At 64.4% G+C, this 24,645-nt stretch carries 22 protein-coding genes; 10 read left to right on the top strand and 12 right to left on the bottom strand.

The genetic code is table 11. The features are described from left to right. Nucleotides 1-5 precede the first annotated feature (5 nt). Nucleotides 6-986, bottom strand: coding sequence for a LysR substrate-binding domain-containing protein (locus tag P6U31_RS31470; protein WP_407185537.1), 981 nt, complete (start codon nucleotides 984-986; stop codon nucleotides 6-8). Nucleotides 987-1,103: 117 nt separating this feature from the next. On the opposite strand from P6U31_RS31470, the gene P6U31_RS31465 reads away from it, so the two are divergent. Both P6U31_RS31465 and dctA read left to right on the top strand, forming a co-directional pair. Beyond that, complete coding sequence (locus tag P6U31_RS31465; RefSeq protein WP_407185536.1) at nucleotides 1,104-2,177, top strand: 4-oxalomesaconate tautomerase; 1,074 nt, start codon at nucleotides 1,104-1,106, stop codon at nucleotides 2,175-2,177. Nucleotides 2,178-2,229: 52 nt separating this feature from the next. Continuing rightward, the gene (gene dctA / locus P6U31_RS31460; protein ID WP_407185535.1) at nucleotides 2,230-3,612 is read left to right on the top strand and encodes a C4-dicarboxylate transporter DctA; all 1,383 of its coding nucleotides are present in this window, start codon (nucleotides 2,230-2,232) and stop codon (nucleotides 3,610-3,612) included. 187 nt (nucleotides 3,613-3,799) lie between these two features. On the opposite strand, the gene P6U31_RS31455 is transcribed toward dctA, so the two are convergent. After that, a complete protein-coding gene (locus tag P6U31_RS31455) occupies nucleotides 3,800-5,686 on the bottom strand; it encodes an AsmA family protein (RefSeq protein ID WP_407185534.1) in 1,887 nt (628 codons plus the stop codon). Nucleotides 5,687-5,958: 272 nt separating this feature from the next. Between P6U31_RS31455 and P6U31_RS31450 the strand changes: the two genes are divergently transcribed. From P6U31_RS31450 to P6U31_RS31440, 3 genes are read left to right on the top strand one after another with little or no spacing between them, the layout of a single operon-like run. After that, nucleotides 5,959-6,696, top strand: a complete 738-nt coding sequence (locus tag P6U31_RS31450) for a CoA transferase subunit A (RefSeq protein ID WP_407185533.1) — start codon at nucleotides 5,959-5,961, stop codon at nucleotides 6,694-6,696. Continuing rightward, nucleotides 6,696-7,346, top strand: a complete 651-nt coding sequence (locus tag P6U31_RS31445) for a CoA transferase subunit B (protein ID WP_407185532.1) — start codon at nucleotides 6,696-6,698, stop codon at nucleotides 7,344-7,346. The genes P6U31_RS31450 and P6U31_RS31445 overlap by 1 nt, the downstream gene beginning before the upstream one ends. 24 nt (nucleotides 7,347-7,370) lie before the next feature. After that, nucleotides 7,371-8,006, top strand: coding sequence for a GNAT family N-acetyltransferase (locus P6U31_RS31440; protein WP_407185531.1), 636 nt, complete (start codon nucleotides 7,371-7,373; stop codon nucleotides 8,004-8,006). Between the two features lie 182 nt (nucleotides 8,007-8,188). Here P6U31_RS31440 and P6U31_RS31435 read toward each other — a convergent pair whose 3' ends face one another. From P6U31_RS31435 to P6U31_RS31425, 3 genes are all read right to left on the bottom strand, one after another. Beyond that, nucleotides 8,189-9,067 carry an SUMF1/EgtB/PvdO family nonheme iron enzyme gene (locus tag P6U31_RS31435; RefSeq protein ID WP_407185530.1) on the bottom strand — a complete coding sequence of 293 codons (879 nt, stop codon included), beginning with the start codon at nucleotides 9,065-9,067 and terminating at the stop codon, nucleotides 8,189-8,191. Between the two features lie 52 nt (nucleotides 9,068-9,119). Next, nucleotides 9,120-10,217, bottom strand: a complete 1,098-nt coding sequence (nirK, locus tag P6U31_RS31430; RefSeq protein WP_407185529.1) for a copper-containing nitrite reductase — start codon at nucleotides 10,215-10,217, stop codon at nucleotides 9,120-9,122. Nucleotides 10,218-10,459: 242 nt separating this feature from the next. Next, on the bottom strand, nucleotides 10,460-10,666 hold the full coding sequence (locus tag P6U31_RS31425) for a hypothetical protein (RefSeq protein ID WP_407185528.1): 207 nt from the start codon (nucleotides 10,664-10,666) through the stop codon (nucleotides 10,460-10,462). A 161-nt stretch (nucleotides 10,667-10,827) separates the two neighbouring features. Here P6U31_RS31425 and hemN point away from each other — a divergent pair, with 161 nt between their 5' ends. Beyond that, nucleotides 10,828-12,180: an oxygen-independent coproporphyrinogen III oxidase gene (gene hemN / locus P6U31_RS31420; protein ID WP_407185527.1), complete on the top strand. Its 1,353-nt coding sequence runs from the start codon at nucleotides 10,828-10,830 to the stop codon at nucleotides 12,178-12,180. 208 nt (nucleotides 12,181-12,388) lie between these two features. Next, nucleotides 12,389-12,586 carry a DUF1858 domain-containing protein gene (locus P6U31_RS31415; RefSeq protein WP_407185526.1) on the top strand — a complete coding sequence of 66 codons (198 nt, stop codon included), beginning with the start codon at nucleotides 12,389-12,391 and terminating at the stop codon, nucleotides 12,584-12,586. Nucleotides 12,587-12,699: 113 nt separating this feature from the next. Here the strand turns inward: P6U31_RS31415 and P6U31_RS31410 are convergent, their stop codons facing one another. Then, nucleotides 12,700-13,407, bottom strand: a complete 708-nt coding sequence (locus tag P6U31_RS31410) for a Crp/Fnr family transcriptional regulator (RefSeq protein WP_407185525.1) — start codon at nucleotides 13,405-13,407, stop codon at nucleotides 12,700-12,702. Nucleotides 13,408-13,535: 128 nt separating this feature from the next. Between P6U31_RS31410 and P6U31_RS31405 the strand changes: the two genes are divergently transcribed. Beyond that, nucleotides 13,536-14,747, top strand: coding sequence for an NnrS family protein (locus P6U31_RS31405; protein WP_407185524.1), 1,212 nt, complete (start codon nucleotides 13,536-13,538; stop codon nucleotides 14,745-14,747). Nucleotides 14,748-14,749: 2 nt separating this feature from the next. On the opposite strand, the gene P6U31_RS31400 is transcribed toward P6U31_RS31405, so the two are convergent. Then, a complete protein-coding gene (locus P6U31_RS31400; protein WP_407190006.1) occupies nucleotides 14,750-15,784 on the bottom strand; it encodes an AraC family transcriptional regulator in 1,035 nt (344 codons plus the stop codon). Between the two features lie 204 nt (nucleotides 15,785-15,988). Here P6U31_RS31400 and P6U31_RS31395 point away from each other — a divergent pair, with 204 nt between their 5' ends. Together P6U31_RS31395 and P6U31_RS31390 are read left to right on the top strand one after the other, a co-directional pair. Then, nucleotides 15,989-16,609, top strand: coding sequence for a response regulator transcription factor (locus tag P6U31_RS31395; RefSeq protein ID WP_407185523.1), 621 nt, complete (start codon nucleotides 15,989-15,991; stop codon nucleotides 16,607-16,609). Between the two features lie 167 nt (nucleotides 16,610-16,776). After that, nucleotides 16,777-18,456, top strand: coding sequence for a mucoidy inhibitor MuiA family protein (locus tag P6U31_RS31390; RefSeq protein WP_407185522.1), 1,680 nt, complete (start codon nucleotides 16,777-16,779; stop codon nucleotides 18,454-18,456). 147 nt (nucleotides 18,457-18,603) lie between these two features. Here P6U31_RS31390 and P6U31_RS31385 read toward each other — a convergent pair whose 3' ends face one another. The 5 genes from P6U31_RS31385 to P6U31_RS31365 form a co-directional block, all read right to left on the bottom strand. Further along, nucleotides 18,604-19,959 carry an esterase-like activity of phytase family protein gene (locus P6U31_RS31385; RefSeq protein WP_407185521.1) on the bottom strand — a complete coding sequence of 452 codons (1,356 nt, stop codon included), beginning with the start codon at nucleotides 19,957-19,959 and terminating at the stop codon, nucleotides 18,604-18,606. 129 nt (nucleotides 19,960-20,088) lie between these two features. Then, nucleotides 20,089-20,988 carry a carbohydrate ABC transporter permease gene (locus tag P6U31_RS31380; RefSeq protein WP_407185520.1) on the bottom strand — a complete coding sequence of 300 codons (900 nt, stop codon included), beginning with the start codon at nucleotides 20,986-20,988 and terminating at the stop codon, nucleotides 20,089-20,091. Next, nucleotides 20,981-21,937: a carbohydrate ABC transporter permease gene (locus P6U31_RS31375; RefSeq protein ID WP_407185519.1), complete on the bottom strand. Its 957-nt coding sequence runs from the start codon at nucleotides 21,935-21,937 to the stop codon at nucleotides 20,981-20,983. The genes P6U31_RS31380 and P6U31_RS31375 overlap by 8 nt, the downstream gene beginning before the upstream one ends. A 176-nt stretch (nucleotides 21,938-22,113) precedes the next feature. After that, on the bottom strand, nucleotides 22,114-23,454 hold the full coding sequence (locus P6U31_RS31370; RefSeq protein WP_407185518.1) for an ABC transporter substrate-binding protein: 1,341 nt from the start codon (nucleotides 23,452-23,454) through the stop codon (nucleotides 22,114-22,116). 83 nt (nucleotides 23,455-23,537) lie between these two features. After that, nucleotides 23,538-24,581, bottom strand: coding sequence for a C-terminal binding protein (locus tag P6U31_RS31365; protein WP_407185517.1), 1,044 nt, complete (start codon nucleotides 24,579-24,581; stop codon nucleotides 23,538-23,540). Nucleotides 24,582-24,645 lie beyond the last annotated feature (64 nt).

Raw genomic sequence — 24,645 nt, 5'->3', positions numbered from 1 at the left:
CCTTGTCAGCGTTTCCCTCTGGGGGCGGTCGCGGCGGCGTCTGAACCCGTGTCGGCAGATCGGGAGCGCGGCCTGGCTTGCACGCTCGTCCGGGCAGGCGAGCGCCACGCCTCGAGCAGCATCTTGAGAAACTGGTTGGCGTGAGGGGACAGAGTCGCCCCGCGCCTGCGCACGATGCCGATCGTTCGCGACACTTCCGGCTCGATCAGGCGAATGGTGTGAATGATGGGATGGCCGGCCGCGGGCGTCGCGAGCTTCGGTAATACGGCGATGCCGAGCCCCGCTTCGACCAGGCCGAGCGAACCGGAGAGGTGAGCGACTTCATAGGACCAGTTCAGCTGCAGGCCGTGTCGTGCCAGCGCATTGTCGATCAGCGCACGATTGCCACTGTTGCGACCGACGGTGATGACCCGGTGAGCCACGATCTCGGACCAACTGACCTGCTTGCGCGATGCCAGCGGATGATCATGACGGCAGGCCAGGACGAAAGGATCCTCGAGAAGCTTCTCGAATTCGATTTCGGCATGCGATGCACCGATGAAATTGATGCCGAAATCGGCTTCGCCGCGCGCGACCGCTTCCAATCCCTCATTGGCACCGATGTCGAGAATCCGGATGCGAATGCGTGGATAGGCTTCGGCAAACCGGCCGATCGCACGCGGCAGGAAGTAGAACACCGCCGTCGGCACCGCAGCCACCGAGACCAGGCCTGAACTTCGCGCCCCGATATCGTGAATGGCGAGCACGGAGGTCTCGAACTCATCGATCAGGCGGCGCACTTTCGGCAGGAAGTCGCGGCCGGTCATGGTGAGATTGACGTGGCGCGTCGACCGTTCGAGCAGCGGCGCACCGAGGCCTTCTTCCAGCTTCTGAATGCGTCGGCTGAGTGCGGGTTGCGACAAGTTGAGCGCCCGCGCGGTGCGGACGAAGCTTCCCGTCTCCGCCACGGTGATGAACGCCTTGAGATCGAGCAGTTCCGCGTTCATGGCAGCCTCCAATTATACCGATAAACGAAATAATACATCAGATATTTGCATTTCACAAAAGAGTTCTGCCGAGAGATGCTCTGGCCGCGCGAAATAGTCGCCAAACGGAACAGCTCCATGAACGATCAGATTGCCATCCCCTGCGTAGTCATGCGCGGCGGTACCTCGCGCGGGCCGTTTTTCCTGGCCCGCGATCTTCCGGCCGACGCAAGGTCACGCGACGCGGTCCTGCTGTCCGTCATGGGAGGAGGGCACGATCTGGGAATCGACGGGATCGGCGGCGGCAATGCCGTCATCAACAAGGTCGCGATCGTTGGGCCGGCGTCGGTGCCCGGTGCCGACGTCGACTACCTGTTTGCCCAGGTGCGTGTTCGTGAAGGGATCGTCGATACCTCGCCGAATTGCGGAAACATGCTGGCGGGGGTGGGGCCATTCGCAATCGAAGCCGGCCTCATCGCCGCCGCCGCAGATCGCACCCATGTGCGCATCCACAACGTCAACACCGGCAAGCTGATTGACGCAACGGTCGCCACGCCGGGAGGGCGCGTGACTTACGAGGGCGAGGCGCGGATCGACGGTGTGCCGGGAACCGCCGCGCCGGTCGAGTTGTCGTTCCCCGACGCGGCCGGCGCACGCACCGGCCGCCTCCTGCCGACGGGACGGGCGGTCGACCGCATCGGGGGAATCGATGTGACCTGCCTCGACGCGGCGATGCCGGTCATGCTGGTCCGTGCGGCAGATCTGGGATGGAGCGGCCGCGAGGCGCCCTCCGACTTTGCCGACAGTGGCTTCCACGCGCGTCTCGAAGAGTTGCGGATCGAAGCGGGACGCCGGATGGGCTTTCCCAATGCCGCGACGATGGTGATCCCGAAACCGGTTCTGATCGCCCCCGCGAGCGGAGCGACGTTGAACGTCAGGTACTTCATGCCGCATGACTGCCATACCGCGCTGGCGGTGACCGGCGCTGTCGCGATCGCCACGGCGTGCGTCACGCCCGGAACGATCGCTGCAGAGATGGTCGGACCACTGGCGCCGCCGGTGCCGATCACGCTTGCCCATCCCTCCGGCCAGCTCGTGGTCAGGCTTGAGCCCGGCCCGGTTGCCCGGGTGCTGCGGACGGCCCGGCGAATCTTCGAGGGCCACGTGTTCGCCCGCCGGTCACACGTGCCTCATTCGGTGCTGGCGGCCTGACGCTCGCGCCGCCAAACCAACAGAAAAAATCAGAGCCATGGGAGAAACGAGAATGCACAAGGAAGCGCTGGCTGGACACGCGAACACCGAGGCGAGAAAACCCTTCTACCGGATCCTCTACGTCCAGGTGCTGATCGGCCTCATGCTCGGTGTCGCTACGGGCCATTTCTGGCCCGAATTCGGCGCCGCGCTGAAGCCCCTTGGCGACGGCTTCGTCAAGCTGGTCAAGATGATGATCGCGCCGATCGTGTTCTGCACCATCGTGAGCGGCATCAACAGCATCAGCGATTCCCGCGAGGTCGGCCGCACGCTCGTGAAGTCCATGGCGTTGTTCTACCTGCTGACCGTGTTCGCGCTTCTGGCCGGGCTGATCGCCGTATCGTTGATCCAGCCGGGCGGCGGCATGCACGTTTCCGTCAGTACGCTGGATCCCTCGGTGGCTGCGAAATTCACCAAGCAGGCCGGTGCGACCGGATTTGCGGACTTCATGCTGCACATCATTCCGCATTCATTCTTCGGAGCGTTTGCGGATGGCGAGGTGCTGCCTGTCCTGCTGATCTCCATCCTGATCGCCTTTGGCCTCAGCCGTGCCGGCGATGGCGGCGTCGTGGTGACGAAGGCCGTGGCCTCGTTCTCTCATGTGCTGTTCGTGTCCTTTGGCTTCATCATGAAGCTCGCGCCGCTCGGCGCCTTTGGCGCCATGGCATTCACGGTGGGCCGCTACGGCATCCGCTCGATCGGCTCGCTCGGACTTCTGATCCTGACATTCTATATCGCCTGTTCCGTGTTCGTGGTGGTCGTGCTTGGTACGCTGGCACGGCTGAACGGCTTCAGCCTGTGGAAGACCATCCGCTACTTCAAGGAAGAATTGCTGATCGTGCTCGGCACGTCGTCCTCGGAGCCGGCGCTGCCTGGCGCGCTGCGCAAGCTGGAGCAGCTCGGATGCCGGAAGGGCGTATCGGGCCTCGTGCTGCCGATGGGCTATTCCTTCAACCTGGACGGCAGCGCCATCTATCTCACCCTGGCGTCCATGTTCATCGCGCAGGCCTGCGACATCCATCTGACGTGGGGACAAATCGCGGCGATGCTCGGACTGATGCTGCTGACGTCCAAAGGGGCGGCCGGCGTCACCGGCAGCGGCTTCGTCGCGCTTGTCGCGACGCTTTCGGTGATGCCGGACTTGCCCGTGACCGGCGTGGCACTGCTGGTCGGCATCGACCGGTTCATGTCGGAGGCGCGGGCACTGACCAGCATGATCAGCAATTGCGTCGCGTCCATCACGATTTCGCTGTGGGAGAACGCCTGTGACCGCGAGGTGTTGGCCCGCGAGCTAGGCCAGGGCAGCACGCCTGCGGTGGCGACCGGGCCGAAGATCGCTCCGGTCCTGGTGCGGGAGGACAAGAGCTGGATTTCGACGACCCAATCGGCCGCGTGAGGTGGATCGGATGAAGTCGGACGAGCGTTGAACTTGGCAGGCCGGCCGTTCACGCGCAGGCCGCCGAGCCAAGACGACGCTTTCATCGTTCCAAAGCGCGATGACGATGACTAGTCATCGCGCCTCAGGCCTGTTGTCGTTTGAGGATGATCTCTTCGCAGCGCCGCACAAGGCTCCGGATCATGGATTAGTTCGACTTGGCGTTTTCCTTGGCATTCTCCGCCGTCGGCGATCCCTCGGGACGCTTTCCGCCGCCCGTAATGCGCTGCTTCAGGAGATCGAGGAAGGGAGACGCCGCCGGCGATTGCCGGATCAGGCTTTCTGGGTCGGGGAAAATCAGTGGATCGTCCCAGGGGCCCTGCACCATGAAGGGCAACTGAAAGCCTGACGTCGTATTGAGGCTCGCCACGCCTTTCATGTCGTATTCGCGCGTCGGCACCGAGGCGGTGCCGGTCAGCGTGATCTTCGCCGCCGGCCCTTCGATGCGGATGTCCTCGGCGGTGGCGATCCCGTCGGAAAATCTCACCGCAATGGTGAGATTGTTGTACGGCGTCGAACCGTTGCGGAAATTGCCGCCGCCCGACAGCGGCCGCCGCTCCAGCCGCTTCAGGAGCTGCTCGGCGTTGAAGCCCGAGATCGCGCCGTCGTGACCGGTGACGGTGGCGCTGCCGTCGAGCGACTGCACGAGGCCGAACGGGCTCGAGCCCGAGGCGAACAGCGAGACGTTGATGTTGCCGCGGCCGGACAGCTTGTTGAGGCCGAACAGTTCGGTGGCGCAGGCCTGGAGATCGACGTCGGTGAACTGGAATTGCGCCTTGATGTCGGCGACCGTGTCGGAGCGGGCGATGCCGAACGAACCCTTGGCGATGCCGCCATAGACCTGCGCCTCGCCGACCGAGAGCGCCAGCGTGCCGTTGCGCAAATTAGCACCGATCGCGGTGCGGCCGAGCTTTGTCGGCCCGACCGTCAGTTTTGCTGCCGACAGGCGCATGTCGAGATCGGTGGTCGACAATCCGTTGAGATCGAACAGCTGCCTGTTCCAGTCGCGCGCCCCGCTCGCGAGCAGGCGGAAAGTGGAGATATAAGGCGTGAAGTCGAGCGCGTCGGCGGCCAGCGTCGCCTGCAGCATCTGCCGGCCGTTATTGGCGTAGGTCATCACGCCCTCGGCGGCGTTGCCGTCGAGCTCGACATTGACATTGGTGAGCGCGATCGAGGCGCCGATGACGTTGGCGCGCGCCTTCAGCGCGAAGCGGCCGAAGCCGCCGCTGGCGGGCTGCGGCTGTCCGGTCCAGCGCAGCGCGTTGCGCAAGGACGGGCTGTCGATCGTCAGCGTGCCCTCCATCATCGGGCTGGTGCGATTGGCAACGCTGCCGTCGAAGGCGAGCTTGAGCGGCGCACTGGCGATGCGCGCCTTCAACCCGGAGCGATCGCCGGAGAGGGCGGCGACGAAATCGGAAAAGCTGATCGAGCCGTCGACGCGCTCGCCGCGCCAGTCGAACTGTCCGGTGGCGGCGAAGGAGCGCGAGATCGAGGGCCAGGCCAGCGACAGGTCGATGTCGTCGAACTGCTCGGTGGCGTGCGTGGCGGCGTCCTCGTAATCGAGCACGCCGTCCTGGATCCGGATCTCGGAAAACGAGACCTGGTTCTCGGCTCCCGGCTTCATGGTGCGCGCGATGGTCTGGATGAAGGGCGTCCAGTTGCTCTCGCCATCCGGCTTCAGGCTGACATGGATGCGCGGTCGCAGCAGCGTCAGGTCGGCGATCTCGAACCGCTGTAGCAAGAGCGGCAGCAGCCGCAGATTGGCGGTAAGCACGTCGATATGGAGCGCGGAATCGCTGGTGCTGCCGCCCTTGAGGCCGACGTCATGGAAGGAGATGTAGCTCGCCGGCAGCAGCGAGATGTCGATGTTGCCTGCGACATTGAGCTCGAGCCCGGTGACGTCGCGGATCTGAGCTTCGACCGCCTTGCGCAGCGCGTCGCGGTTGATGAGCCAGGAGGTCGCGATCAGGACGATCAGCACGACGCCGAGCAGCGCCGCGATCGGCGTCCCGAGGCGCTTCATTCCTTGGGCCATGGTCAATGGCATGTCCTGATCGGGTTGGTCGTTGGAGCCAGAAGGGCGGGTCGGGAAACCTGCGTGCCCACGCCCAACCCTCGCAACTTGATGGGTTTTCTTGTCGCTTTCAAGGCCGCGGACGGTTCTGCCCACGGTGTGGGCAGCTTCTATCACCCGGGCGCGGTGCAGAGAACCCCGTATCATTGACGGCTTTGGAGGATTTCGCCTAATAATCGCCGCCAATAGGGCGCGAGGCCTCCAAGCCGCAGGTTCAGTCGAAGGTTTTTTGCATGAACAAGGTCTATCCCGACGCCAAGTCGGCTCTGTCAGGCATTCTGAAGGACAACATGATGATCATGTCGGGAGGCTTCGGGCTCTGCGGCATCGCCGAGGAGCTGTCGGATGCGATCCGCGAGTCCGGCGTCAAGGGCCTGACGGTGGTCTCCAACAATGCCGGCGTCGACGGCATCGGCCTCAGCCGCCTGTTGGAAACGCGGCAGATCAAGAAGATGATCTCGTCCTATGTCGGCGAGAACAAGCTGTTCGCCCAACAATTCCTCGCCGGCGAGCTGGAACTCGAGTTCAATCCGCAGGGCACGCTGGCCGAGCGTATCCGCGCCGGTGGCGCCGGTATCCCGGCCTTCTACACCAAGACCGGCGTCGGTACGCTGATCGCCGAAGGCAAGGAAGTGAAGGAATTCGACGGCGAGAAATATCTGATGGAGCGCGGCCTGTTCGCCGACCTCGCCATCGTGCATGCCTGGAAGGGCGACACCGCCGGCAACCTGATCTACCGCAAGACCGCGCGCAACTTTAACCCGATGATGGCGACCGCCGCCAAGATCACGGTCGCCGAGGTCGAGCATCTGGTTCCGGCCGGTGAACTCAATCCCGACCACATCCACACGCCCGGCATCTTCGTGAAGCGCATCGTCGAGGTCGGCACGGCCAAGAAGCGCATCGAATTCCGCAACACCCGTCCCCGTCCGACGAAGGCGGCGGCGGCCGGCACTGGAGTTGAAATCTGATGGCCTGGACCCGTGAACAGATGGCCGCGCGTGCCGCGAAGGAATTGCGCGACGGCTATTACGTCAATCTCGGCATCGGCATCCCGACGCTGGTCTCGAATTATATCCCCGACGGCATGGACGTCAGCCTGCAGAGCGAGAACGGCATGCTCGGCATGGGCCCGTTTCCCTATGAGGGCGAGGAAGATCCGGACCTGATCAACGCCGGCAAGCAGACGGTCAGCGAGCTGCCGTCCACCTCGTATTTCTCGAGCGCGGATTCCTTCGGCATGATCCGCGGCGGCCACATGGATCTGTCGATCCTCGGCGCCATGCAGGTGGCCCAGAACGGCGATCTCGCCAACTGGATGATCCCGGGCAAGATGGTCAAGGGCATGGGCGGCGCGATGGACCTCGTCGCCGGCGTCAAGCGCGTCGTCGTGGTGATGGAGCACTCGGCCAAGGATGGCGCAAAGCTCTTGAAGAAGTGCAATTTGCCGCTGACCGGCGAGCGCGTGGTCGACATGGTCGTCACGGATCTCGCCGTCTTTACGATCGACAAGCACGGCGACGGCGGCATGGCCTTGATCGAACTCGCCGACGGCGTTTCGCTCGACGAGGTCAAGGCCAAGACCGAAGCCGAATTCCGCGTCGCGCTGAAAAACACGTAAGGTCGGCGTGATTGGGGGGCGCGCATGACGATACGGTCGGCGCGTCCCCACGACGCCGAGTTCATCGCTCAAACCATCCTGTCGTCACAGCGCGGCTACCGGCCGCGCGGATGGTTCGACGTCGCCCTCGCGCTCCCCGACGCGCAGTGCCGTAACTTCATCGCGCGCATCGCGCTCGCGCGTGCCGTGTCGATGTGGCACGTCTCGCAATTCCTGGTCGCCGAGGTCGATGGCAAGCCGGCGGCGGCGCTTTGCGCCCTGCCTGCAGCGGGCACCGGAGTTGCGGCTTGGCGCGCGATCGAAGAGGTCGCGGCCGCGATCGGGCTCACTCCGCCGGAGCTCGAGGCGATCCGCCGCCGCGGCGCCTATACACGCGCCTGCTGGGTTCAGGGCGGCGAGGGCGATTGGATGATCGAGCATGTTGCGACCGATCCGGCCTCTCGCGGTCGCGGTCTCGTGCAAGCACTGATCGCCCACGCGCTGGACAAGGGGCGGGCGGCTGGATTCACCCGGGCGACGATATCGTTCCTGATCGGCAACGAGCCCGCCGAGCGCGCCTATGCCAAGGCGGGCTTTGTCTTTGCGGAAGAGAAGCGCGATCCCGCCTTCGAGACGATCATCGGCGCGCCCGGCTTTCGCATGTTCGCGCGCGCGATTTGATCCTCCGCGCGTTCAGGTGACTGTTGGGAGCAGGATGTCTGCCTCAATCTCGTCGTTGCGAGGAACTCTTGCGGCGAAGCCGTCCAGGCATCGCCGCGGCAAGATTCTGGATCGCTTCGCTCCGCTCGCAATTGACGGAGCATGAGGCTCCGTCGTCGCTCGTCCTAATATCTCGGAGCTAGTCACGACCTCGCTGCCCGCGCCTTGCTCCATCGCGCCGACAGGCTCGCCACCCACGACGTCTCCTCGCGCACCAGACGGAAGCCGAGATTGGCGGGCGGTACGCCTTGGGCGCAGCCGCCGGCGCGAGCGTCGCGGATGAAGTCGGTGACATAGGCGCGGTGCGCGCCCTCGGCGACGCGCACGCCGCAGTTCACGGTCGGGCGGCCGGCATTGCCGGCCTCATCGACACGGGAGCGCACGAAGCAGGTCGAGGTCCATTCCCAGACATTGCCGGCGAGATCTTCGATACCGTGCTCGTTAGGGCCGAACTTGCCGAACGGATAGGCCGTGGTGTCGGAGAGGTCGCGCTCGGCTTCACGCTCATAGCGGCTGATCCAGCGCTTTGAAGGATCGTTCGCATCAACCGCTACGCCGTCATCCTTGAATCTGGATCCGGCCGCGAAAGCCCATTCCTCGTCGCTCGGCAGCCGGTAGTGCCGGCCTGTCTTGCGCGACAGCCAACCGGCATAGGCTTCGGCGTCGTGCCAGTTCACCTGCACTGCGGGACGATCGTGGGCGATTGCCACGTCGCGATCGAGCGCGCGGCAGACGCCGTCCTGCACGCAAAGCTGATAGTCGGAAGACGAGACCTGATTTCGCATGATATGCAGCGGCCGTTCCATGCGCATCGCGCGCAGCGGTGCCTCGGCCTGCTGCCCGCCGCGCGTGAAATCGCCGGCTTCGCGGTAGGCCAGGCTGCCCGGCGCGACTTCGACGATCGCTGGTTCTCCCGCCGTGCCGTGAACCGCCATGCTCGAGACCAGCGGCGTGATCGCGATCGGTCCTGCGAGCCCGGCGACGCAGGCGAGTGCCAGTTTGAGCTTGAATGCGATCAGCATGGCCATCCCTCGAAGGAAGAAGGGGCCGGTGATGACCGGCCCCTTGTCGCGTCTAGTTGGTGCTGGCCGCCGGTATTTCGGCAGGTGCCTTTACTTGCATCATCAGATCGTCGTTCCACTTGCCTTCGACCTTGAAATGCGCGGTGGCACCGAGATCCGCGGCCTCGATCAGATTGTGCGTAACGTAGGCGTAGATGCCCGGCTGCTGGAACTTGTACAGCGCAGCTCCCGCCGAACCGCCGCGGATGAACCAAGTCTCGAGCCCGACCTCAGGTGCATTGCCGAACTTGCCGGTCTCCCAGACATAGTCGCCATGGCCGCCGATCAGATGCGGACGGCTGTCGCGATTGGCCTGCGAATGCACGATCAGCACGTTCTCGCCGACGTTCGCGGTCAGTGCGTTCTTGCCGGTGAGCGCGCCGACCTTGCCGTTGAACACGACGTGGGTGGGGGTCAGCTTCTTCATCACCTCTTCGGTCTCGGTGAAGGCTTCGCCCGGCGAGTCGTAGGACTTGAAGTTGCCCTTCTCGTCGCGGGGCACATACATGTCCTGCTCGCCGATATAGTAGATCTTGTCGTATTTCAGCGCGTGGCCCTTGCCGTCGTTCAGTCCGTCGCGCGGCAGCACCATCACGGCGCCGTTCATGCCGGAAACGACGTGCCAGGGGATCATCGGGCCGCCCGGGGCGCAGTGATAGACGAACACGCCGGTCTTGGTCGCCTTCCAGCGCAGCACGACCTGCTCGCCGGGATTGATCAACGTAAGCGCTCCGCCGCCGAGCGCGCCGGTCGCGGAATGGAAGTCGATATTGTGCGGCATGGTGTTGGTCGAGGGATTGACCAGCGTCGTTTCGACGTAGTCGCCCTCATGCACGACCATTAGCGGGCCCGGCATCGAGCCGTTGAAGGTCATTGCCTGGAAGGTGGTGCCCTTCTCGTCGATCACGACCTTCTTCTCCTGGATCGTGAGCTTGAACTCGATGATCTTGGGGCCCTGCTTGGTCGCCTGCTCGTGCGCATGCACGAAGGGCGGAGCCACCAGCTCGACCTTTTGACGCGGCAGTTTGAGATCATCAGCAGCCAAGACGGGGGGCGCCAGCATCAGAGCTGTCGCGGCGGCGCCGATCAATGCGACTCTGCGGGTGAACATCGGAAGCATCCTTCATCTGAAATGGTCTTTGATGACGGGATGCAGTGTGCGCCTGTTACGGCAAGCGTGTTTGCGCTGCGACAAGCTTTCGCCGGATTCGTCTCCGGTAAATTCCTCAAGCGATGCGCCGAAGCCCGCATCGATCATGCGAGGGACATGATGTTGTGCGGTGTCGGCCGCTCAAGCAGCAAATCGTTCGCATGTTCAGCTCCATTCGGCCGCGATCGTCTAGATGCATCCGATCAGAGCAGGTGTATCGCCATCCAGACCGTGCCCCAGACCGCGAGCGACAGTGCGGTGAAAACGGCAGCCATGAGGGCCAGGACCCGTGCGAGGTGACCGGCGCCGGTCACCGGCGCGGCGGGGACAGGACGAAAATCGTCGAAGCGCGGGATATGGCCACGAATACCGGTGAACCAGAGAACAAGATCGAGCGCGAACGACGCCATGGCCTATCTCCCGGAGGCAATGATTGAACCTCACCATGGCCCCAATCCGGCGCCCGAACTTTGAGCGAACGCAAAGCGAGCGCGCCGCAAGCGGGTAAATTGAGGCTTATCCGGGACTTGCCGCGATGGTTCGCGGTCGGAATTTACGAATAGGTAACAGCATGAGGACTGATCTCGCAGCGAATTACGGCGAAGAGAGACTGCCGCGCTACACGAGCTATCCGACCGCGCCTCACTTCTCGTCGGCGATCGGTGCCGATAGCTACGCCCGGTGGCTGTCCGAGCTCCCTGCCGGCGGCAGCGCGTCGCTCTATCTCCACGTGCCGTTCTGCCGCGAAATGTGCTGGTATTGCGGCTGTCATACCCAGATCGTCCGCCGCGACGAGCTCATCGCAGGCTATCAACGGACGCTGCGCAACGAGATCGTGCAGGTCGCCGAAACCATCGGCCGCCGCATCAAGGTGGAGCATATCCATTTCGGCGGCGGCACGCCGACGATCATGGCACCGGAAGCTTTCGCCGAGTTGATGGCGACGATGCGCCATGAGTTCTTCGTGCTGCCGTCGGCCGAGATCGCGGTCGAGATCGATCCTCGCACGTTGACCGCCGAGATGGTCGAGGCGATGCGGCTCTCCGGCGTCAACCGCGCGAGCCTTGGCGTGCAGAGCTTCGATCCGGTGGTACAGCGCGCGATCAACCGCGTGCAGAGCTTCGAGCAGACCGCTTCCGTGGTCGACATGCTCAGGCGTGCCGGCATCGCGGGAATCAATTTCGACCTGATCTACGGCTTGCCGCACCAGACCGTCGCGTCGTGTCTGGATACCGTTCGGCGCAGCCTCTCGCTCGCGCCCGACCGCTTCTCCGTGTTCGGCTACGCCCACGTGCCCGAATTCAAGAAGCACCAGCGCATGATCAACGAGGCCGTGCTGCCGGACAGCCTCGCGCGCCACGACCAGGCCTGCGCGATCGCGAATGCGCTGAAGGAGGCCGGTTACGTGCAGATCGGGCTCGATCATTTCGCGAAGCCAGAGGATTCCATGGCGGTGGCCTTCGAGGAGCGCACGCTGCGGCGCAATTTTCAGGGCTACACCACCGACAAGAGTGACGTCTTGCTCGGTTTCGGCGCGAGTGCAATCGGGCATTTGCCGCAGGGCTACGTCCAGAACGAGGTGCAGATCGGCGCCTATGCGCAGAGCATCGCCGCAGGCCACCTCGCCACCGCGAAGGGCTATGGGCTCACCGATGACGACCGGCTGCGTGCCGATATCATCGAGCGCATCATGTGCGAGTTCAGCGCCGATCTCGGCGACATCTGTGCGCGCCATGGCGCAGAGGCCGGGGCGATGCTGAACTCGGCGGCGCGCCTGAAACCGCTGATCTCCGATGGCGTCGTGAAACTGGAGGGCAACCGCCTCGCAGTTGCAACGGATTCGCGCTTTCTGGTCCGCAGCGTCGCCGCCGCGTTCGACGCGCATCTGAATCCGGCAAAGCAGCTGCACAGCCGCGCTGTGTAAGGTCTCTCGTCCCGTTATTCCGGGGCGCGCCCCTGCGGCGCGAGCCCGGAATCCATTCCTCCACGTCATCTGCTGCGCAGTAGAGCTCAGACGCGCAATTGCGCATCTGAGATCGTGCGCCGCGCGCCCCGGAATGACACGGCAGCTTGCGCTTCGACAAGGAGGCTCCGGCCCGTTCTGCTATCGTCGTATCGGAACGGAGTTATCCATGTCTTTCCGATCCGACGATCTGGTCGATGACATCATGCGCACGGCGCCGCACACGATCCGCGTGTTTCTGGCCTTCAGGATGGCCTGCGTGGGTTGCCCCATCGCAACCTTCCACACGGTGGACGATGCCTGCCGCGAGCATGGCATCGACCGCGCGAAATTCCTGGCAGCGCTGAGTGATTGCGTGCCGGCGTGAAGCGGTCTGGCATTCGCGCGGGGGCGCGCGGATTCCCGGGTGAGGGACGGCTTTCGCCGTAAGCGGAAGCCTTCCCCCCCCCTATTTTGGGCCGAGTCGTCCTGGTACGGCTGTCACGCCGCCCCGTCGGCGCTCCGCTCCGCCAGGACGACGATCCCATGCGGATCGCGCAGGATGATGCGCTGGCGGCCGCTCTCGACGAGGCCTTGGCTTTCCCAACCACTCAGGATGCGGCTGACGGTGTGCAGCGTGGTGCCGGTCATCTGTGCGATGTCCTGGCGGCTGATCGGGAAGTCGATCTTGATGCCGTGGTCGAGCTTCTTGCCGGACTGTTTGGCGAGGCGCAGCAACGCATGTGCGACGCGCTGCTCGACCTGCTGAGTCGACATTTCCAGAATGCGGGTGTGGCTCTCCTGCAGGCGCGTTCCGACCGTCTGGAGCGTGTTGGCGGCCAGCGAGGGAAATCGCTCGATCAGCCGCGGCCAGGCTGAGGTCGGCCAGATCAGCACCACGCTGTCGTCGACCGCGGTCGCGGTCGCTGGATACCGCGCGGCGCCGATCGCCATGGCAAGCCCGAACGTTTCGCCGGGTGCGACATAGCGCACCACGATCTGTTCGCCGGTCGGCGTGGTCTTGGCCGCGCGGACATGGCCATGCAGCAGCAGGAAAAAGGACTGGGCGTCCGCGCCCTGCTCGAAGATAGCACTGTTCTTCGGGTAACGCGCCGAACGGGCCTCGCGCAGGATCTCCTCCAGAGCTTCCGGGCTGACCCCGGCAAACAGCGGCAAATGCGCAACCAGCGATATGTCGACCTTGGCCATTGTGCCTCCTTGACGCTCGGGAGTGTGATGGCACCTGCAATCGCAGGATAGTTTGCGATAGCGCAAAACGAGAGGCGCGGCTGGCAGTATTTTTCCAGACAACCGTCTGAATTCATTGGAGTTGACCCATGGCTGGCGCCCGATCCCGTAACTCTGCGGGCTGGCCGCTGTTTGCGAACAGTTTTCGGCCCTTCTTCCTGCTCGCTGCGATTCAGGCGGGATTATCGATCCTGGCCTGGCTGCCGATGTTCTATGGCGAATTGTCGGTGAGCTCCGCATTCGCGCCGCGCGACTGGCACGTCCACGAGATGCTTTATGGCTTCCTGCCGGCGGTCATCACCGGGTTCCTGTTCACGGCGATTCCGAACTGGACCGGGCGGCTGCCGATCCAGGGCCCCTCGCTCGGGGCGCTGCTGATGGTTTGGCTGGCCGGGCGTGTCGCGGTCACACTGTCGGCCGATACCGGCTGGGCATTTGCGCTGGTCGTCGATGCTGCCTTCCTGGCGCTGGTCCTCGCCGCCGCGGCGCGCGAGATCGTCGCAGGCGGCAATTGGCGCAACTTGCCCGTGGTGGGGCTGGTGTTCGTTCTGCTCGGCGGCAACGTCGCTTTTCATCTCGAGGCGCACGACCAGGGCGCGGCCGATGTCAGCATCCGCGTCGGCATCGGCGTGGTTGTGCTGCTGATCGCGCTGATCGGCGGCCGCATCATCCCGAGCTTCACCCGCAACTGGCTGGTCAAGTTCAATCCTGGCCGTCTGCCGGTGCCGTTTGGCCGCTTCGACGGCGCCGTGATCGGATGCAGCGCGCTCGCGCTCATCTGCTGGGTCGTGGCGCCGCTGAATGCCGTCACCGGTGCCCTGATGGCGCTGGTCGGCGGGCTGCATCTGGTGCGGCTGGCGCGCTGGGCCGGCGATCGCACCTTCCGCGAGCGGCTGCTGGTGATCCTGCATGTCGGTTACGTCTTCGTGCCGCTCGGCTTCATCCTGCACGCCCTGGCGGTCCTCGGAGCGCTGCCGTCGAGCGCCGGCATCCACGCCTGGATGACAGGAGCGGCGGGAACCATGACGCTCGCGGTGATGACCCGCGCGAGCCTTGGCCATACCGGACAGGCGTTGACGGCTTCGCCGGCGGTTCAGGCAATCTATGCCGCGGTCATCATTGCAGCTCTGGCCCGGATCGCCGCTGTGGCGTTACCCGCGCATGGCGATCTGTTGCTGCACCTCGCCGCCTGTGGGTGGATCGTCGCGTTCCTCGGATTTGCCGTCGCGTTCGGCCCACTGCTTGCCGGCCGCCGCCGGCGTGCGCTCGCCATAATGGGCTTGCCCGCTCCCGCGCGCTGAACTCAAGCTGCAGTCGCCGAGGGCGTATCGGGCGGTATCGGGGGCCGCACGCCCTTGCGCCAATCGGTGATGCTGCAGCCGAACCGGCCGCGGAACCAGCGCGCCATGGCGCTCTGCGCAGAAAAGCCAAGCTGCACCGCGATGTCAGCCAGCGGCCGGCCGGGGTCGTCGATCAACTGAGTCACGAGATCGGCGCGTTGCGCATCCAGGATGGCCGAGAAGCTGGTGCCAGAGGCGGCAAGGCGGCGGTGGATGGTGCGACGGGTGCAGGCAAGATGCTCGGCTACGCGCTCGACGGTGCAGTCGCCGCTGGCGAGCAGGGTCCGCACGACCTCGTCGACTTTCCCCTCCCAATTTGCCGGCCGGGTTTCGATCGCCTCGATCCGCTTGCGCAGATAGGTCGCGATCAGGGGATGCGCGCTCGGGACCCGGCGATCCATGTCGTGCGCCGACAGCAGGATCGCATCGTCCTCGGCATTGAAGATCACGCGGCAGCCGAAGAAGTCGCGATAGCGCTTGCGATCGTGCGGCGGCGGGTAATGCAGATGCACCTCCAGCGGCCGCCAGTCATGGCCGTACAGCGACTGGATGATGCGGTGGATGCTGCCGAGCGCCATGTCGATCGACTGGCGCGGCGCGATCGGCCGACGGCCGCGCAGATGCAGCGTGACCGTGACGGTCTGCTTGCCGCGCGTCACGTCCAACCGCATGCCGTCGTGATGGGTATGGATGAAGCGCGAGAACGCCTCGATCGCCTCGCCGACAGTTGCCTGTTCGCGCACGATCAGGCCGACCGCGCCGAAATTGGTCAGGCCGCCGCGCTCGGCGAGGCGCAAGCCGAAATCTTCGGCGCCGGACGCTTCTGCCGACAATTCGAGCAGGCGACGCAGGCCAGCGACGGCAATAGGAGTGTCGGGCTTATCGAGGCAGGCCAGCGGCAGCCTGGCCTTGCGCATCATCTGTTTCGGATCGAGCCCGACCGACCGGGCGATTTCCGGGTAATAGCTCAAGCCTGCGCTGCGAACGAGATCGGGCATGCGAACCGTTCCTGCCAGCCATTCCCGCAGATGTCCCGAAATGTAAAGTTTCTGTCCCGATCCGTCAAATCCAGGAACCAGACGGAACATACATACGGGAAACCGAAGCACTGGCGTGAATGCCGTGCTCATGACGGCGCGGCGAGGCGATGCGGCCTGCTTCCGTCTCGGGCCATTTGACCAAGACATTGCTGGATCGGGATTATGCCGGGGAACATGCTTTCCAAGGGTGAGGTATTCGTCATCGACACCGACGCGGCCTCCCGCGAACAACTTTCGACTGCGCTCCAACAGAACGCCTATGACGTGATCTGCTTCGCCGATGGCGCGTCGCTGTTGTCCGAGGCAAAGGCGCGGATGCCGGCCTGCGTGCTGCTAGAGCTGCCGTCCGATCGCTCCGGTCTCGATGTGCTCAAGCGGTTGCGCGAGGAAAACTGCATGGCGCCGGTACTGGTGACCTCGGCGAATGGCAGCATTGCCTTGGCGGTCGACGCCATCAAGAGCGGCGCGGCCGACTTCATCGAAAAGCCGTTCCGTACCCACGACGTCATCGGTCGGATCGATGCCGCCATCGATGAATTCGCGCAGCCCGGCACAAGCCGGCAGGGCTGGCTGCCCGGCTGCGAGCCGCTGACAGCGCGCGAAGTCGACGTGCTCGAGCACCTTGCCGCCGGCCTGACCAACAAGGAGATCGCCCGGCGCATGCATCTGAGTGCGCGGACGGTCGAAGGTTACCGCGCCAGCATCCTGAAGAAGGGGTGTGCCAAGAACGTGACCGATCTGCTCCGGCGCATCTTCGGCCAGGGCGCGCCGACCCAGGCCTAGGCCTGCCGCGGGACTGTTGCACGTTCCGCGGCCTTTGTGCCGCCGCGGCGGCGCCCCACGGAAACCCCAATCGAACCGGTTCCTTTCCCGCCGCGTCCAACCATCTTGGCGAGGCATCTTTCGCGCGTCTGGCTGGCGGCGCGTCGATATCGGCAGAGAGGAATTTCATGCGCATCACCGCAAAATGTCTGGCCACAACGAGCCTGGTCCTGGTGACCACGGCCTTCGCGCTGCCTTCATGGGCCGCCGACGTCGACGCGACGTCGGCCATCGACACCGTCACCGTTTATCCGGATGGTGCCACCGTCACCCGCGTCATTTCGCTCGACCTCGCTTCCGGCGACTCAACACTCGTTGCCAAGGACTTTCCGCTTTCGCTCGATCCGTCCTCGCTCCGCGTCGAAGGCGAGGCGGGGGCCAAGCTCACCATCGGCACGATCGACGCGCGGCCGCCGCGCGCGGCGTCTCCCGTCAACCTGCCCGAGCTCGACAGGCGCATCGAGGCGTTGACGGACCAGCGCGCGGATCTGCAGGGCGCGATCGACTCGGCCACCGCCCGGCGCAAATTCGCGCAGCATTTTGCCGAAGCCGCGCCGGCCGGCCTCGGGGAGAAGGGCGAGGCAAGGCCGATCACCGAATGGCGCGCAGCATTTGCGGCGATCGCCGAGGAGGTCGCGACCGCCGACACCGCAATTCGCGATGCGACGCGTAAGCAGCGCGAGATCGACCGCCAGATTGCGCAATTGGAAGCCGAGCGCTCGGTCAAACCGCCGAGCAAGCTGGAGGTGCGGATCGACGTCGCCTCCGCCGCCGCGACCAAAGCGACGCTGCGGGTGACCTATGCCGTGCGCAACGCGCGCTGGGTGCCGCTCTATGACGCGCGCCTCGACACCGGCGCCAAGGACCGCAAGCCGCAGCTCGAGCTGGTCCGCCGCGCCGAGGTCACGCAGTCGACCGGCGAGGACTGGTCGAACGTCGCGCTCGGCGTCTCCACGGTTCGTATCGGCCGCGGCGGCAGTGCCCCGGAGCTGAACTCGCTTCTCGCGCAATATCCGCAGCTGCCCAAGCCGCTGGCGCTCGGCACCGCCTCGGATCTTGTGCGGCCTGCTCCCATGACACGACAGGCGCAATCGCCGGCGATGGCCAAGATCGCGGAGGCGGCCGAGCCGCGCGAACGCGCCGACGAGCAGCAGGCCGTCGCCGAGATCGGCGACTTCCAGGTCACGTTCAAGATTCCCGGCCGTGTCAGCCTCGGCGCCCAGGAGGGCGCCAAGAGCATGCGCATCGCGGCGATAACCGTGCCGGCCGATCTCGCTGTGCGCGCGGCGCCAGTGCTGGACCCGACCGCTTTCCTCGAAGCCAGCTTCAAGCAGACCGACGACACGGCGCTGCTGCCGGGCAAGGTCGCGATCTACCGCGACGGTGTCTTTGTCGGCCGCGGCAAGATTTCGGCGTCTGCCAAGGACGACATCGTGCGGCTCGGCTTCGGCGCCGACGACAGGATCAGGATCGAGCGCGCCGTGCTCAAGCGCAACGAAGGTTCGGCAGGCCTGCTGGTCACGACGTCCAAGACCGACGAGCGTTCGTTCAAGACCACGATCCGCAACGGACACGATTTCCCGATCAAGATTGCGATCGAGGATCAGCTGCCGGTCAGTGAGAGCGAGGACATCATGGTCGAGATGCTGCCCTCGAGCACCCAGCCGACCGCGAGCAACATCCGCGACAAGCGCGGCGTGCTGGAATGGTCGTTCGACGCCAAGCCCGGCGAAGTCCGCGACATCAACTTCGCCTGGCGCATCCGCTGGCCGAAGGACAAGAGCATGGTGATCGTGCCGGCGGGATAGGGGGCAGTGCTGGCTGTGAGGCGGAACGACTCCGCCGCGGTCTCTCTAAACCTCTCCCGCTTGCGGGAGAGGTCGGCGCGAGGCAATGCGGGGGGATGATGCGCCGTTCCGACCCTCTCCCCGCAAGCGGGGAGAGGGAGAGAAATCTTACTTCGCCTTCAGGAAGTCCGCGACTTCGAGCAGCATGAACTCGTCGTCGTCGGCCTTGTTGGGGTCGCGGCTGGAGGAGAACGGCAGGTTGTTGTCGTTGCCGACGATGATGTGAGTCTCGTCGACGCGATCGACGTTCTCGATAGTGAAGAACGGGAAGGTGTAGACGCCGTCATTGAGCGGCTTTCGCGCCTTCTTGTCGGGATCCTTGATCTTCATCAGGTCGATATAGCCGATCTTGCGCACGGGCTTGCCGACATTGGCATCGCTGAGCTCGATCTTGTAGATGCGCTTGAACTTGGCGAGATCCGGGAAGCAGTTCTCGCCGCGGGTGCCCTGCGGGCAAGCCTTGTCAGCCGTGCCTTCGCCGTTGTCGCGCTCGATGATGAGGCCGGAGTCCTGATCGATCATGTTGAAGTCGCCGATGGCGTTGCCGTTCTGCTCGAACACATACTGCCAGTAGCGGCCGGTGAACTTCTCGGCAGTGACGTCGAATTCGAGGATGCGCGAGGCTTCCTTGCCGTCGACCTTCTCCCAGTCCTTCTTCTCGGCATCCCACAGGGGGCCCTCGAGCAGGCCGTAGATGAACTTGCCGTCCTTCGACGCGGCGAAGCCCTCATAGCCCTTGGAGCGGCGGAGATTGACATTGGTGTAGGTCTGGCCTGGCGCGCCGGGCGTCGCGACGGCCCAGTTGTCCGGCGAGCGCACCGGCTTGCCGTCGGCAACCGTCTCGAACACGCCAAGGATCTTTCCAGTTTTGTCGGCCTTCAGGATGTAGGGGCCGAACTCGTCGCCGATCCAGAAGACATCGCCGATGATCTGGAAGCCTTCGGTGTCGAAATCGGAGCCGGTGAGGTAGCGCTTCTCTGTGTCCTCGTGGACGATGCGGAACGGCACCTTCTTGTCGGGATCGTGTAGGAAGACGGTCTCCAGCCGCTCGATCTTGCCGCTGGCCCAGTCCATCTTGTAGCGGTTGAGGTACAGCATCGAATCCGGCGAATTGGCGCGCGCGCCCATGCCGTTGTCGGTGATGACCCAGAACGTGCCGTCGGGCATGGTCTTGATGCCGGAATGGCCCTGCAGCGGCTGACCCTTGAACGGCAGGGAGATGCCGGTCGGACGCTCATAGGACTTGCCCATCACGGTGCCGAGCGCATCGACGCGCTTGCCGGTGGTATATTTGCCCGAGGTCTTGAGATCGGCGGGAGCGTCGGCCGGGGCATCGATGAAGGTCGCGGCCGGCATCACCACGTGGCCGGCGAGCTTGGCGGGGAATTCGCCTTCGCTCTGCGCGAGCGCGGTGCTCGCGGTGAGAATGATCGTTGCGACGGTGCTGAGAAAAGTCGCGCGCATGTGCGTCTCCTGTTGGCGGACGCACGCGTTATGCGGATCGCGTGTTGCAGTTTTGTGAAGCCGGGCCAAACGCCGCAGCTCACTCCCCCTTTCCCCATTAGAACGGCGAGAGGGCACGAGAGAGCGGATCTATTCCTTGACCGCGCCGGTCAACGAGGACACGTAATAGTCCACGAACAGCGAGTAGAAGATCGCAACCGGCAGCGAGCCGAGCAGCGATCCCGCCATCAGCGCGCCCCATTGGTAGACGTCGCCGGTGACGAGCTCGGTCAGGATCGCGACCGGCACGGTCTTCTTGGCGCCGCTCTGGATGAAGGCGAGCGCATAGATGAATTCGTTCCAGGACAGCGTGAACGAGAAGATGCCGGCCGAGATCAGGCCAGGCACCGCCAGCGGCAGCGTGATCCGCCGCAGGATCTGCAGCCGCGTGGCACCATCGACCAGTGCGCATTCCTCGAGCTCGTAGGGGATCGACTTGAAATAGCCGATCAGGAGCCAGGTGCAGAACGGCACGAGGAAGGTCGGATACACCAGGATCAGGGCAAGCGGCGAGTCGAACAGGCCGAACTGCACCACAACGGTGGCGAGCGGAATGAACAGGATCGATGGCGGCACGAGATAGGCGAGATAGATGCCGAGGCCGACATAGGGGCTGCCGCGGAAGCGCAGGCGCTCGATGGCATAGGCGGCGAGGGTGCTCGCGATCAAGGACAGCGTGGTCGAGCCGATTGCGACCAGCATCGTCGTCTTCAGCCAACGCGGATAGGCGGTATCGAACAACAGATGCTTGATATGGGCGAGCGTCGGCGAGGAGATCCAGAACGGGTTGTGCTCCCTGTAGTTCATCAGCTCCGCGTTCGGCTTGAACGAGGTGATCGCCATCCAGTAGAACGGAAACAGCAGGATCAGCACGAAGCAGCCGAGCGGCAAATAGATCATCATCAACCGCCGCAACCCGGAATCCCAGGCCATGGTGTCGGGTGCGGCCTTGGCGTCGGCGACGTCCGGTTGCGCGACGGTATCAGTCATTGGCCTCTCCCTGCTGCCATTTGCGGCGCGCCAGGCCGAAATAGGAAAACACCGTCGCGAACACCAGGAACGGGATCATCGACACCGCGATCGCGGCGCCTTCACCGAGCTCGCCGCCGGCGATGCCGCGCTGGAAGGCGAGGGTGGCCAGCAGATGCGTCGAGTTCACGGGACCGCCGCGGGTGATGGCGTAGACGAGCTGGAAGTCGGTGAAGGTGAAGATGATCGAGAAGGTCATGACGATGGCGAGGATCGGCATCATCATCGGGAAGGTGATGTAGCGGAAGCGCTGCCAGGCGCTGGCGCCGTCCAGCATCGCGGCCTCGTAGAGCGATGGCGAGATGGTCTGCAGGCCCGCCAGCAGCGAAATCGCGACGAAGGGAATGCCGCGCCAGATGTTGGCGGCGATCAGCGAGAAACGAGCCGGCCAGGGTGAGCCGAGGAAGTCGATATTGCTCGACCGCCAGTGCAGTACGTCGACGAGAAGGTAGGAGATGATCGAGAATTGCGGATCGTAGATCCACCAGAACGCCAGTGCCGAGAGCACCGTCGGCACGATCCAGGGCAGCAGCACGATGGCGCGCAGCAGGCTCTTGAATGGGAAATGGTTGTTGAGCAGTACCGCGAGCCAGAAGCCGAGCGCGAACTTTCCGAAGGTCGCGATTCCGGTATAGACCACGCTGTAGAACACCGCGTTCCACCACAGGGGATCGGTGAGCAGATACTGGAAGTTCTCGAGGCCGACGAAGATGCCGCGCCGGCCGATCGTGGTGTCGGTAAAGGCGAGCCAGACGCCGAGGCCGAGCGGATAAGTGAGGAAGACGGCGAGCAGCCCGAGCGCCGGTGCAAGGCACATCACGATCAGGAACGGCTTGTAGTCGAACAGCCGCACCAGCCAGTTCGGTTGCCGCTGGGCCAGCGCGGGAGAGGAAAGCGTGGTCACGGACATAGATTGGTTTGTCCCGTCTGAAGTGTCACCACACCGTCATTGCGAGCGAAGCGACTTGTCCGCCGAAGCCCCGGCGAAGGCGGAAGCAATCCAGTCTGTCTGCGCGGTGATCGTCTGGATAGCTTCGTCGCAAGTGTTGCTCGCAATGACGGCGGCTCTGTCGTCGTCGTTTGGCTCTATCTCTGCCGCCTGAAGTACCGCTTGCAGCGCTGCTCGGCTTCCGCGGCCGCGGCTTCCGGCGTGGCGGCGCCGGTGGCGACGGACGCGCACATCTGAATCAGCACGTAATCGGCGCTGACCGCGCCGGTCGCGGTCGAGATCGGGCCCTTGTAACCATCATAGTAAGTGCTGTTCATCGTGTCCTTGAACAGCCTCACTTTGGGATCCTGCGACCACACGGCGGCGTCGGCATAGGCACCTAGCGGCTGCGACCAGTAACCGGAATTGGCGTTGAGCCAGGGCTCGTACTGGTCCTTTTCCATCATGTATTGCAGGAAGGCTTTTGCGGCGTTCGGGTACGGGCTGTGCTTGAACACCATGGCATTCAGGGTCAGGCCTGCCATCGGGGAGACCTTGGCCAGGCCCTTGGGCAGAAGCTGGTGCTCGCTGTCCTCGGCGATCGCCTTGGTCGCAGGGTCGTTCTTGAGCGAGAAATACAGCGAGACGCCGTTGGCCGTCAGCGAGATTTCCTGCGAGGAATAGGCGCGGTTGTTGCTGACATCGTTCCACGACGTCGTGCCGGCGATGAAGGTCGGGTACAGCTCCTTGACCCAGTTCAGTGCGGCGACCGTCTCCTTGCTGTTGATGGTGACGTTGCCCTCCTCGTCGAGCAGGGAGGCGTTGTGCGACCACAGCGCCCAGTTGGCGAAGCCGTTGCCGTCGCCCTTGGCGTTGCCAAGTGCGAATCCGGCCGGCTTGCCGGCCTTGTGCAACTTGCGGCACAGATCGACCACGCCGGCATGATCTTCCGGAACTTTGTCGAAGCCGACCGATTGCAGAACCGATTTGCGGTAGATCAGGGGACCTGCGGTGGCGCCGAACGGCAGTCCGATCCAGGTATCGCTCTTGTTCTTCTTGCCGTAGCGTTGCGCCAGCGGCAGCCAGCCCCCGTAGCGCTTGCCGAGATAGTCGGCGACGTCGGTGAGCTCGATCAGCTTGTCGACATAAATGTGCGGCGCGTCGGAGAAGCCGATGATGATGTCGGGGCCGGCGCCGGAGTTCGAGGTCACGGCCGTCTGCTGGTTGATGTCTTCCCAGCCGACGAAGTCGACCTTGACCTCGACCCCGGTGTCCTTGGTGAACTTTGCCGCGTTGGCGCGGAACACGTCCTCGTCGGCCTGCACGAAGCGCACCGGGCGCAGCATGCGCAAGGAAGCGCCCTTCTCGATCTCCCGTTTCGGCGCAGCAACATCGGCCGCTTTGATATTGGATGTTTGCGCTGCAGCACCTGCGGCCGCGAGCGTTGCAGCGGATAGGCCCAGCGCCAAGGCATCACGACGTGTGATGTCGTTCCTCATCAGTACCTCCCTATATGTTCCCTTCCCGGCGTTGATCGCCGGTGAAGGGTCGTTTCGGTCGTTGGCGCCTTTGCGCCGGCCGTCTAGCTGTTCGGCCCGCGATCCATGCTGACGGGCTGCCAGCGGCGGAGCGCGGTCGTCTGCAGCACCGACGGATTGACGCAGCTTACCGGCCACATGCCCTGCAGCACCAGTGACAATTCGTAGCCCACCCGCCGCTTGCGCGCCTCGTCAAACCGTGCCGAGGCGGAGGCGACGTGGGCGGTCAGGGTCACGTTCTCCATGCCGAGCAGCGGATTGTTGCGCGACGGCGGTTCTTTCTCCAGCACGTCGAGCGCGGCATGCGCGATCCAGCCCTCCTGCAGCGCCTTGATCAGGCTCTCCTCGTCCACGGTGGCGCCGCGCCCGGTGTTGATGAAGATCGAGTCCTTCTTCATCTGCCGGAAGTGCTTCTCGGTCAGCATGTGGTGCACCTCGGGCCGCGCGGGGGCATGCATCGAGACGAAGTCGGATTGCGACAGCACCTCGTTCAGCGTCGCGGGGATGACGCCGTGGTCGTACATCAGCGTTTCCTGGATGAAGGGATCGTAGGCCATCATGCGCAGGCCGAACGGCGCCGCGCGTTTCGCAACCGCACGCGCCACGCGGCCGAACGAGATGAAGCCGAGCGTCTGGCCCATCAGCCTCGGGATCTTGAGCAGCGCCGGCCGGCCCTCGGCCCAGCGGCCGTCGCGTACCATGCGGTCCTGCTCGACCAGGCGGCGGAAGCCGGCGAGCAGCAGCATCATGGCGTGGTCGGCGACCTCCTCGATGAAGGTGTCGGGGATGTTGGTCACCGGAATTCCACGGGCGGTGGCGGCCTTGACGTCGACGCTGTCGACGCCGACCGAGCCGAGCGTGATGACCTTGCAGCTCTGCAGGCTGTCGATGATCGTCTTGGTGATGGGAATGCCCTTGGCATAGATGGCGTCGGCGTCTTTCGCGGCGGCGATGAACCCGGCCTCGTCGGCGGGCGCCTCGACGATCTCGGCGTCGATCGGATCGAGCGCCTCTCGTTCATAGGAATAATCGCTGCCCGCGACGGTGAAGCTCGCACCCTTCGGCGTCACCACCCTGTATTTCGGCATATCCTGCTCCCGATTTGGTTTCTTGTTGTGACCCGCCTTCGTGGCAGGCCTTTGCGTCTTTTAC

The sequence above is a fragment of the Bradyrhizobium centrosematis genome (assembly GCF_045571495.1).
Taxonomy (GTDB): Bacteria; Pseudomonadota; Alphaproteobacteria; order Rhizobiales; family Xanthobacteraceae; genus Bradyrhizobium; species Bradyrhizobium centrosematis.
Note: the sequence above shows the minus strand (reverse complement) of the source record. Positions and strands in the feature narration are given on the sequence as shown.

What these genes read in the sequence shown, in the direction of transcription:
- P6U31_RS31470 (WP_407185537.1), bottom strand. Translation starts at nt 986, where the DNA reads ATGAACGCGGAACTGCTCGATCTCAAGGCGTTCATCACCGTGGCGGAG.
- P6U31_RS31465 (WP_407185536.1), top strand. Translation starts at nt 1,104, where the DNA reads ATGAACGATCAGATTGCCATCCCCTGCGTAGTCATGCGCGGCGGTACC.
- dctA (WP_407185535.1), top strand. Translation starts at nt 2,230, where the DNA reads ATGCACAAGGAAGCGCTGGCTGGACACGCGAACACCGAGGCGAGAAAA.
- P6U31_RS31455 (WP_407185534.1), bottom strand. Translation starts at nt 5,686, where the DNA reads ATGGCCCAAGGAATGAAGCGCCTCGGGACGCCGATCGCGGCGCTGCTC.
- P6U31_RS31450 (WP_407185533.1), top strand. Translation starts at nt 5,959, where the DNA reads ATGAACAAGGTCTATCCCGACGCCAAGTCGGCTCTGTCAGGCATTCTG.
- P6U31_RS31445 (WP_407185532.1), top strand. Translation starts at nt 6,696, where the DNA reads ATGGCCTGGACCCGTGAACAGATGGCCGCGCGTGCCGCGAAGGAATTG.
- P6U31_RS31440 (WP_407185531.1), top strand. Translation starts at nt 7,371, where the DNA reads ATGACGATACGGTCGGCGCGTCCCCACGACGCCGAGTTCATCGCTCAA.
- P6U31_RS31435 (WP_407185530.1), bottom strand. Translation starts at nt 9,067, where the DNA reads ATGCTGATCGCATTCAAGCTCAAACTGGCACTCGCCTGCGTCGCCGGG.
- nirK (WP_407185529.1), bottom strand. Translation starts at nt 10,217, where the DNA reads ATGTTCACCCGCAGAGTCGCATTGATCGGCGCCGCCGCGACAGCTCTG.
- P6U31_RS31425 (WP_407185528.1), bottom strand. Translation starts at nt 10,666, where the DNA reads ATGGCGTCGTTCGCGCTCGATCTTGTTCTCTGGTTCACCGGTATTCGT.
- hemN (WP_407185527.1), top strand. Translation starts at nt 10,828, where the DNA reads ATGAGGACTGATCTCGCAGCGAATTACGGCGAAGAGAGACTGCCGCGC.
- P6U31_RS31415 (WP_407185526.1), top strand. Translation starts at nt 12,389, where the DNA reads ATGTCTTTCCGATCCGACGATCTGGTCGATGACATCATGCGCACGGCG.
- P6U31_RS31410 (WP_407185525.1), bottom strand. Translation starts at nt 13,407, where the DNA reads ATGGCCAAGGTCGACATATCGCTGGTTGCGCATTTGCCGCTGTTTGCC.
- P6U31_RS31405 (WP_407185524.1), top strand. Translation starts at nt 13,536, where the DNA reads ATGGCTGGCGCCCGATCCCGTAACTCTGCGGGCTGGCCGCTGTTTGCG.
- P6U31_RS31400 (WP_407190006.1), bottom strand. Translation starts at nt 15,784, where the DNA reads ATGCCCGATCTCGTTCGCAGCGCAGGCTTGAGCTATTACCCGGAAATC.
- P6U31_RS31395 (WP_407185523.1), top strand. Translation starts at nt 15,989, where the DNA reads ATGCCGGGGAACATGCTTTCCAAGGGTGAGGTATTCGTCATCGACACC.
- P6U31_RS31390 (WP_407185522.1), top strand. Translation starts at nt 16,777, where the DNA reads ATGCGCATCACCGCAAAATGTCTGGCCACAACGAGCCTGGTCCTGGTG.
- P6U31_RS31385 (WP_407185521.1), bottom strand. Translation starts at nt 19,959, where the DNA reads ATGCGCGCGACTTTTCTCAGCACCGTCGCAACGATCATTCTCACCGCG.
- P6U31_RS31380 (WP_407185520.1), bottom strand. Translation starts at nt 20,988, where the DNA reads ATGACTGATACCGTCGCGCAACCGGACGTCGCCGACGCCAAGGCCGCA.
- P6U31_RS31375 (WP_407185519.1), bottom strand. Translation starts at nt 21,937, where the DNA reads ATGTCCGTGACCACGCTTTCCTCTCCCGCGCTGGCCCAGCGGCAACCG.
- P6U31_RS31370 (WP_407185518.1), bottom strand. Translation starts at nt 23,454, where the DNA reads ATGAGGAACGACATCACACGTCGTGATGCCTTGGCGCTGGGCCTATCC.
- P6U31_RS31365 (WP_407185517.1), bottom strand. Translation starts at nt 24,581, where the DNA reads ATGCCGAAATACAGGGTGGTGACGCCGAAGGGTGCGAGCTTCACCGTC.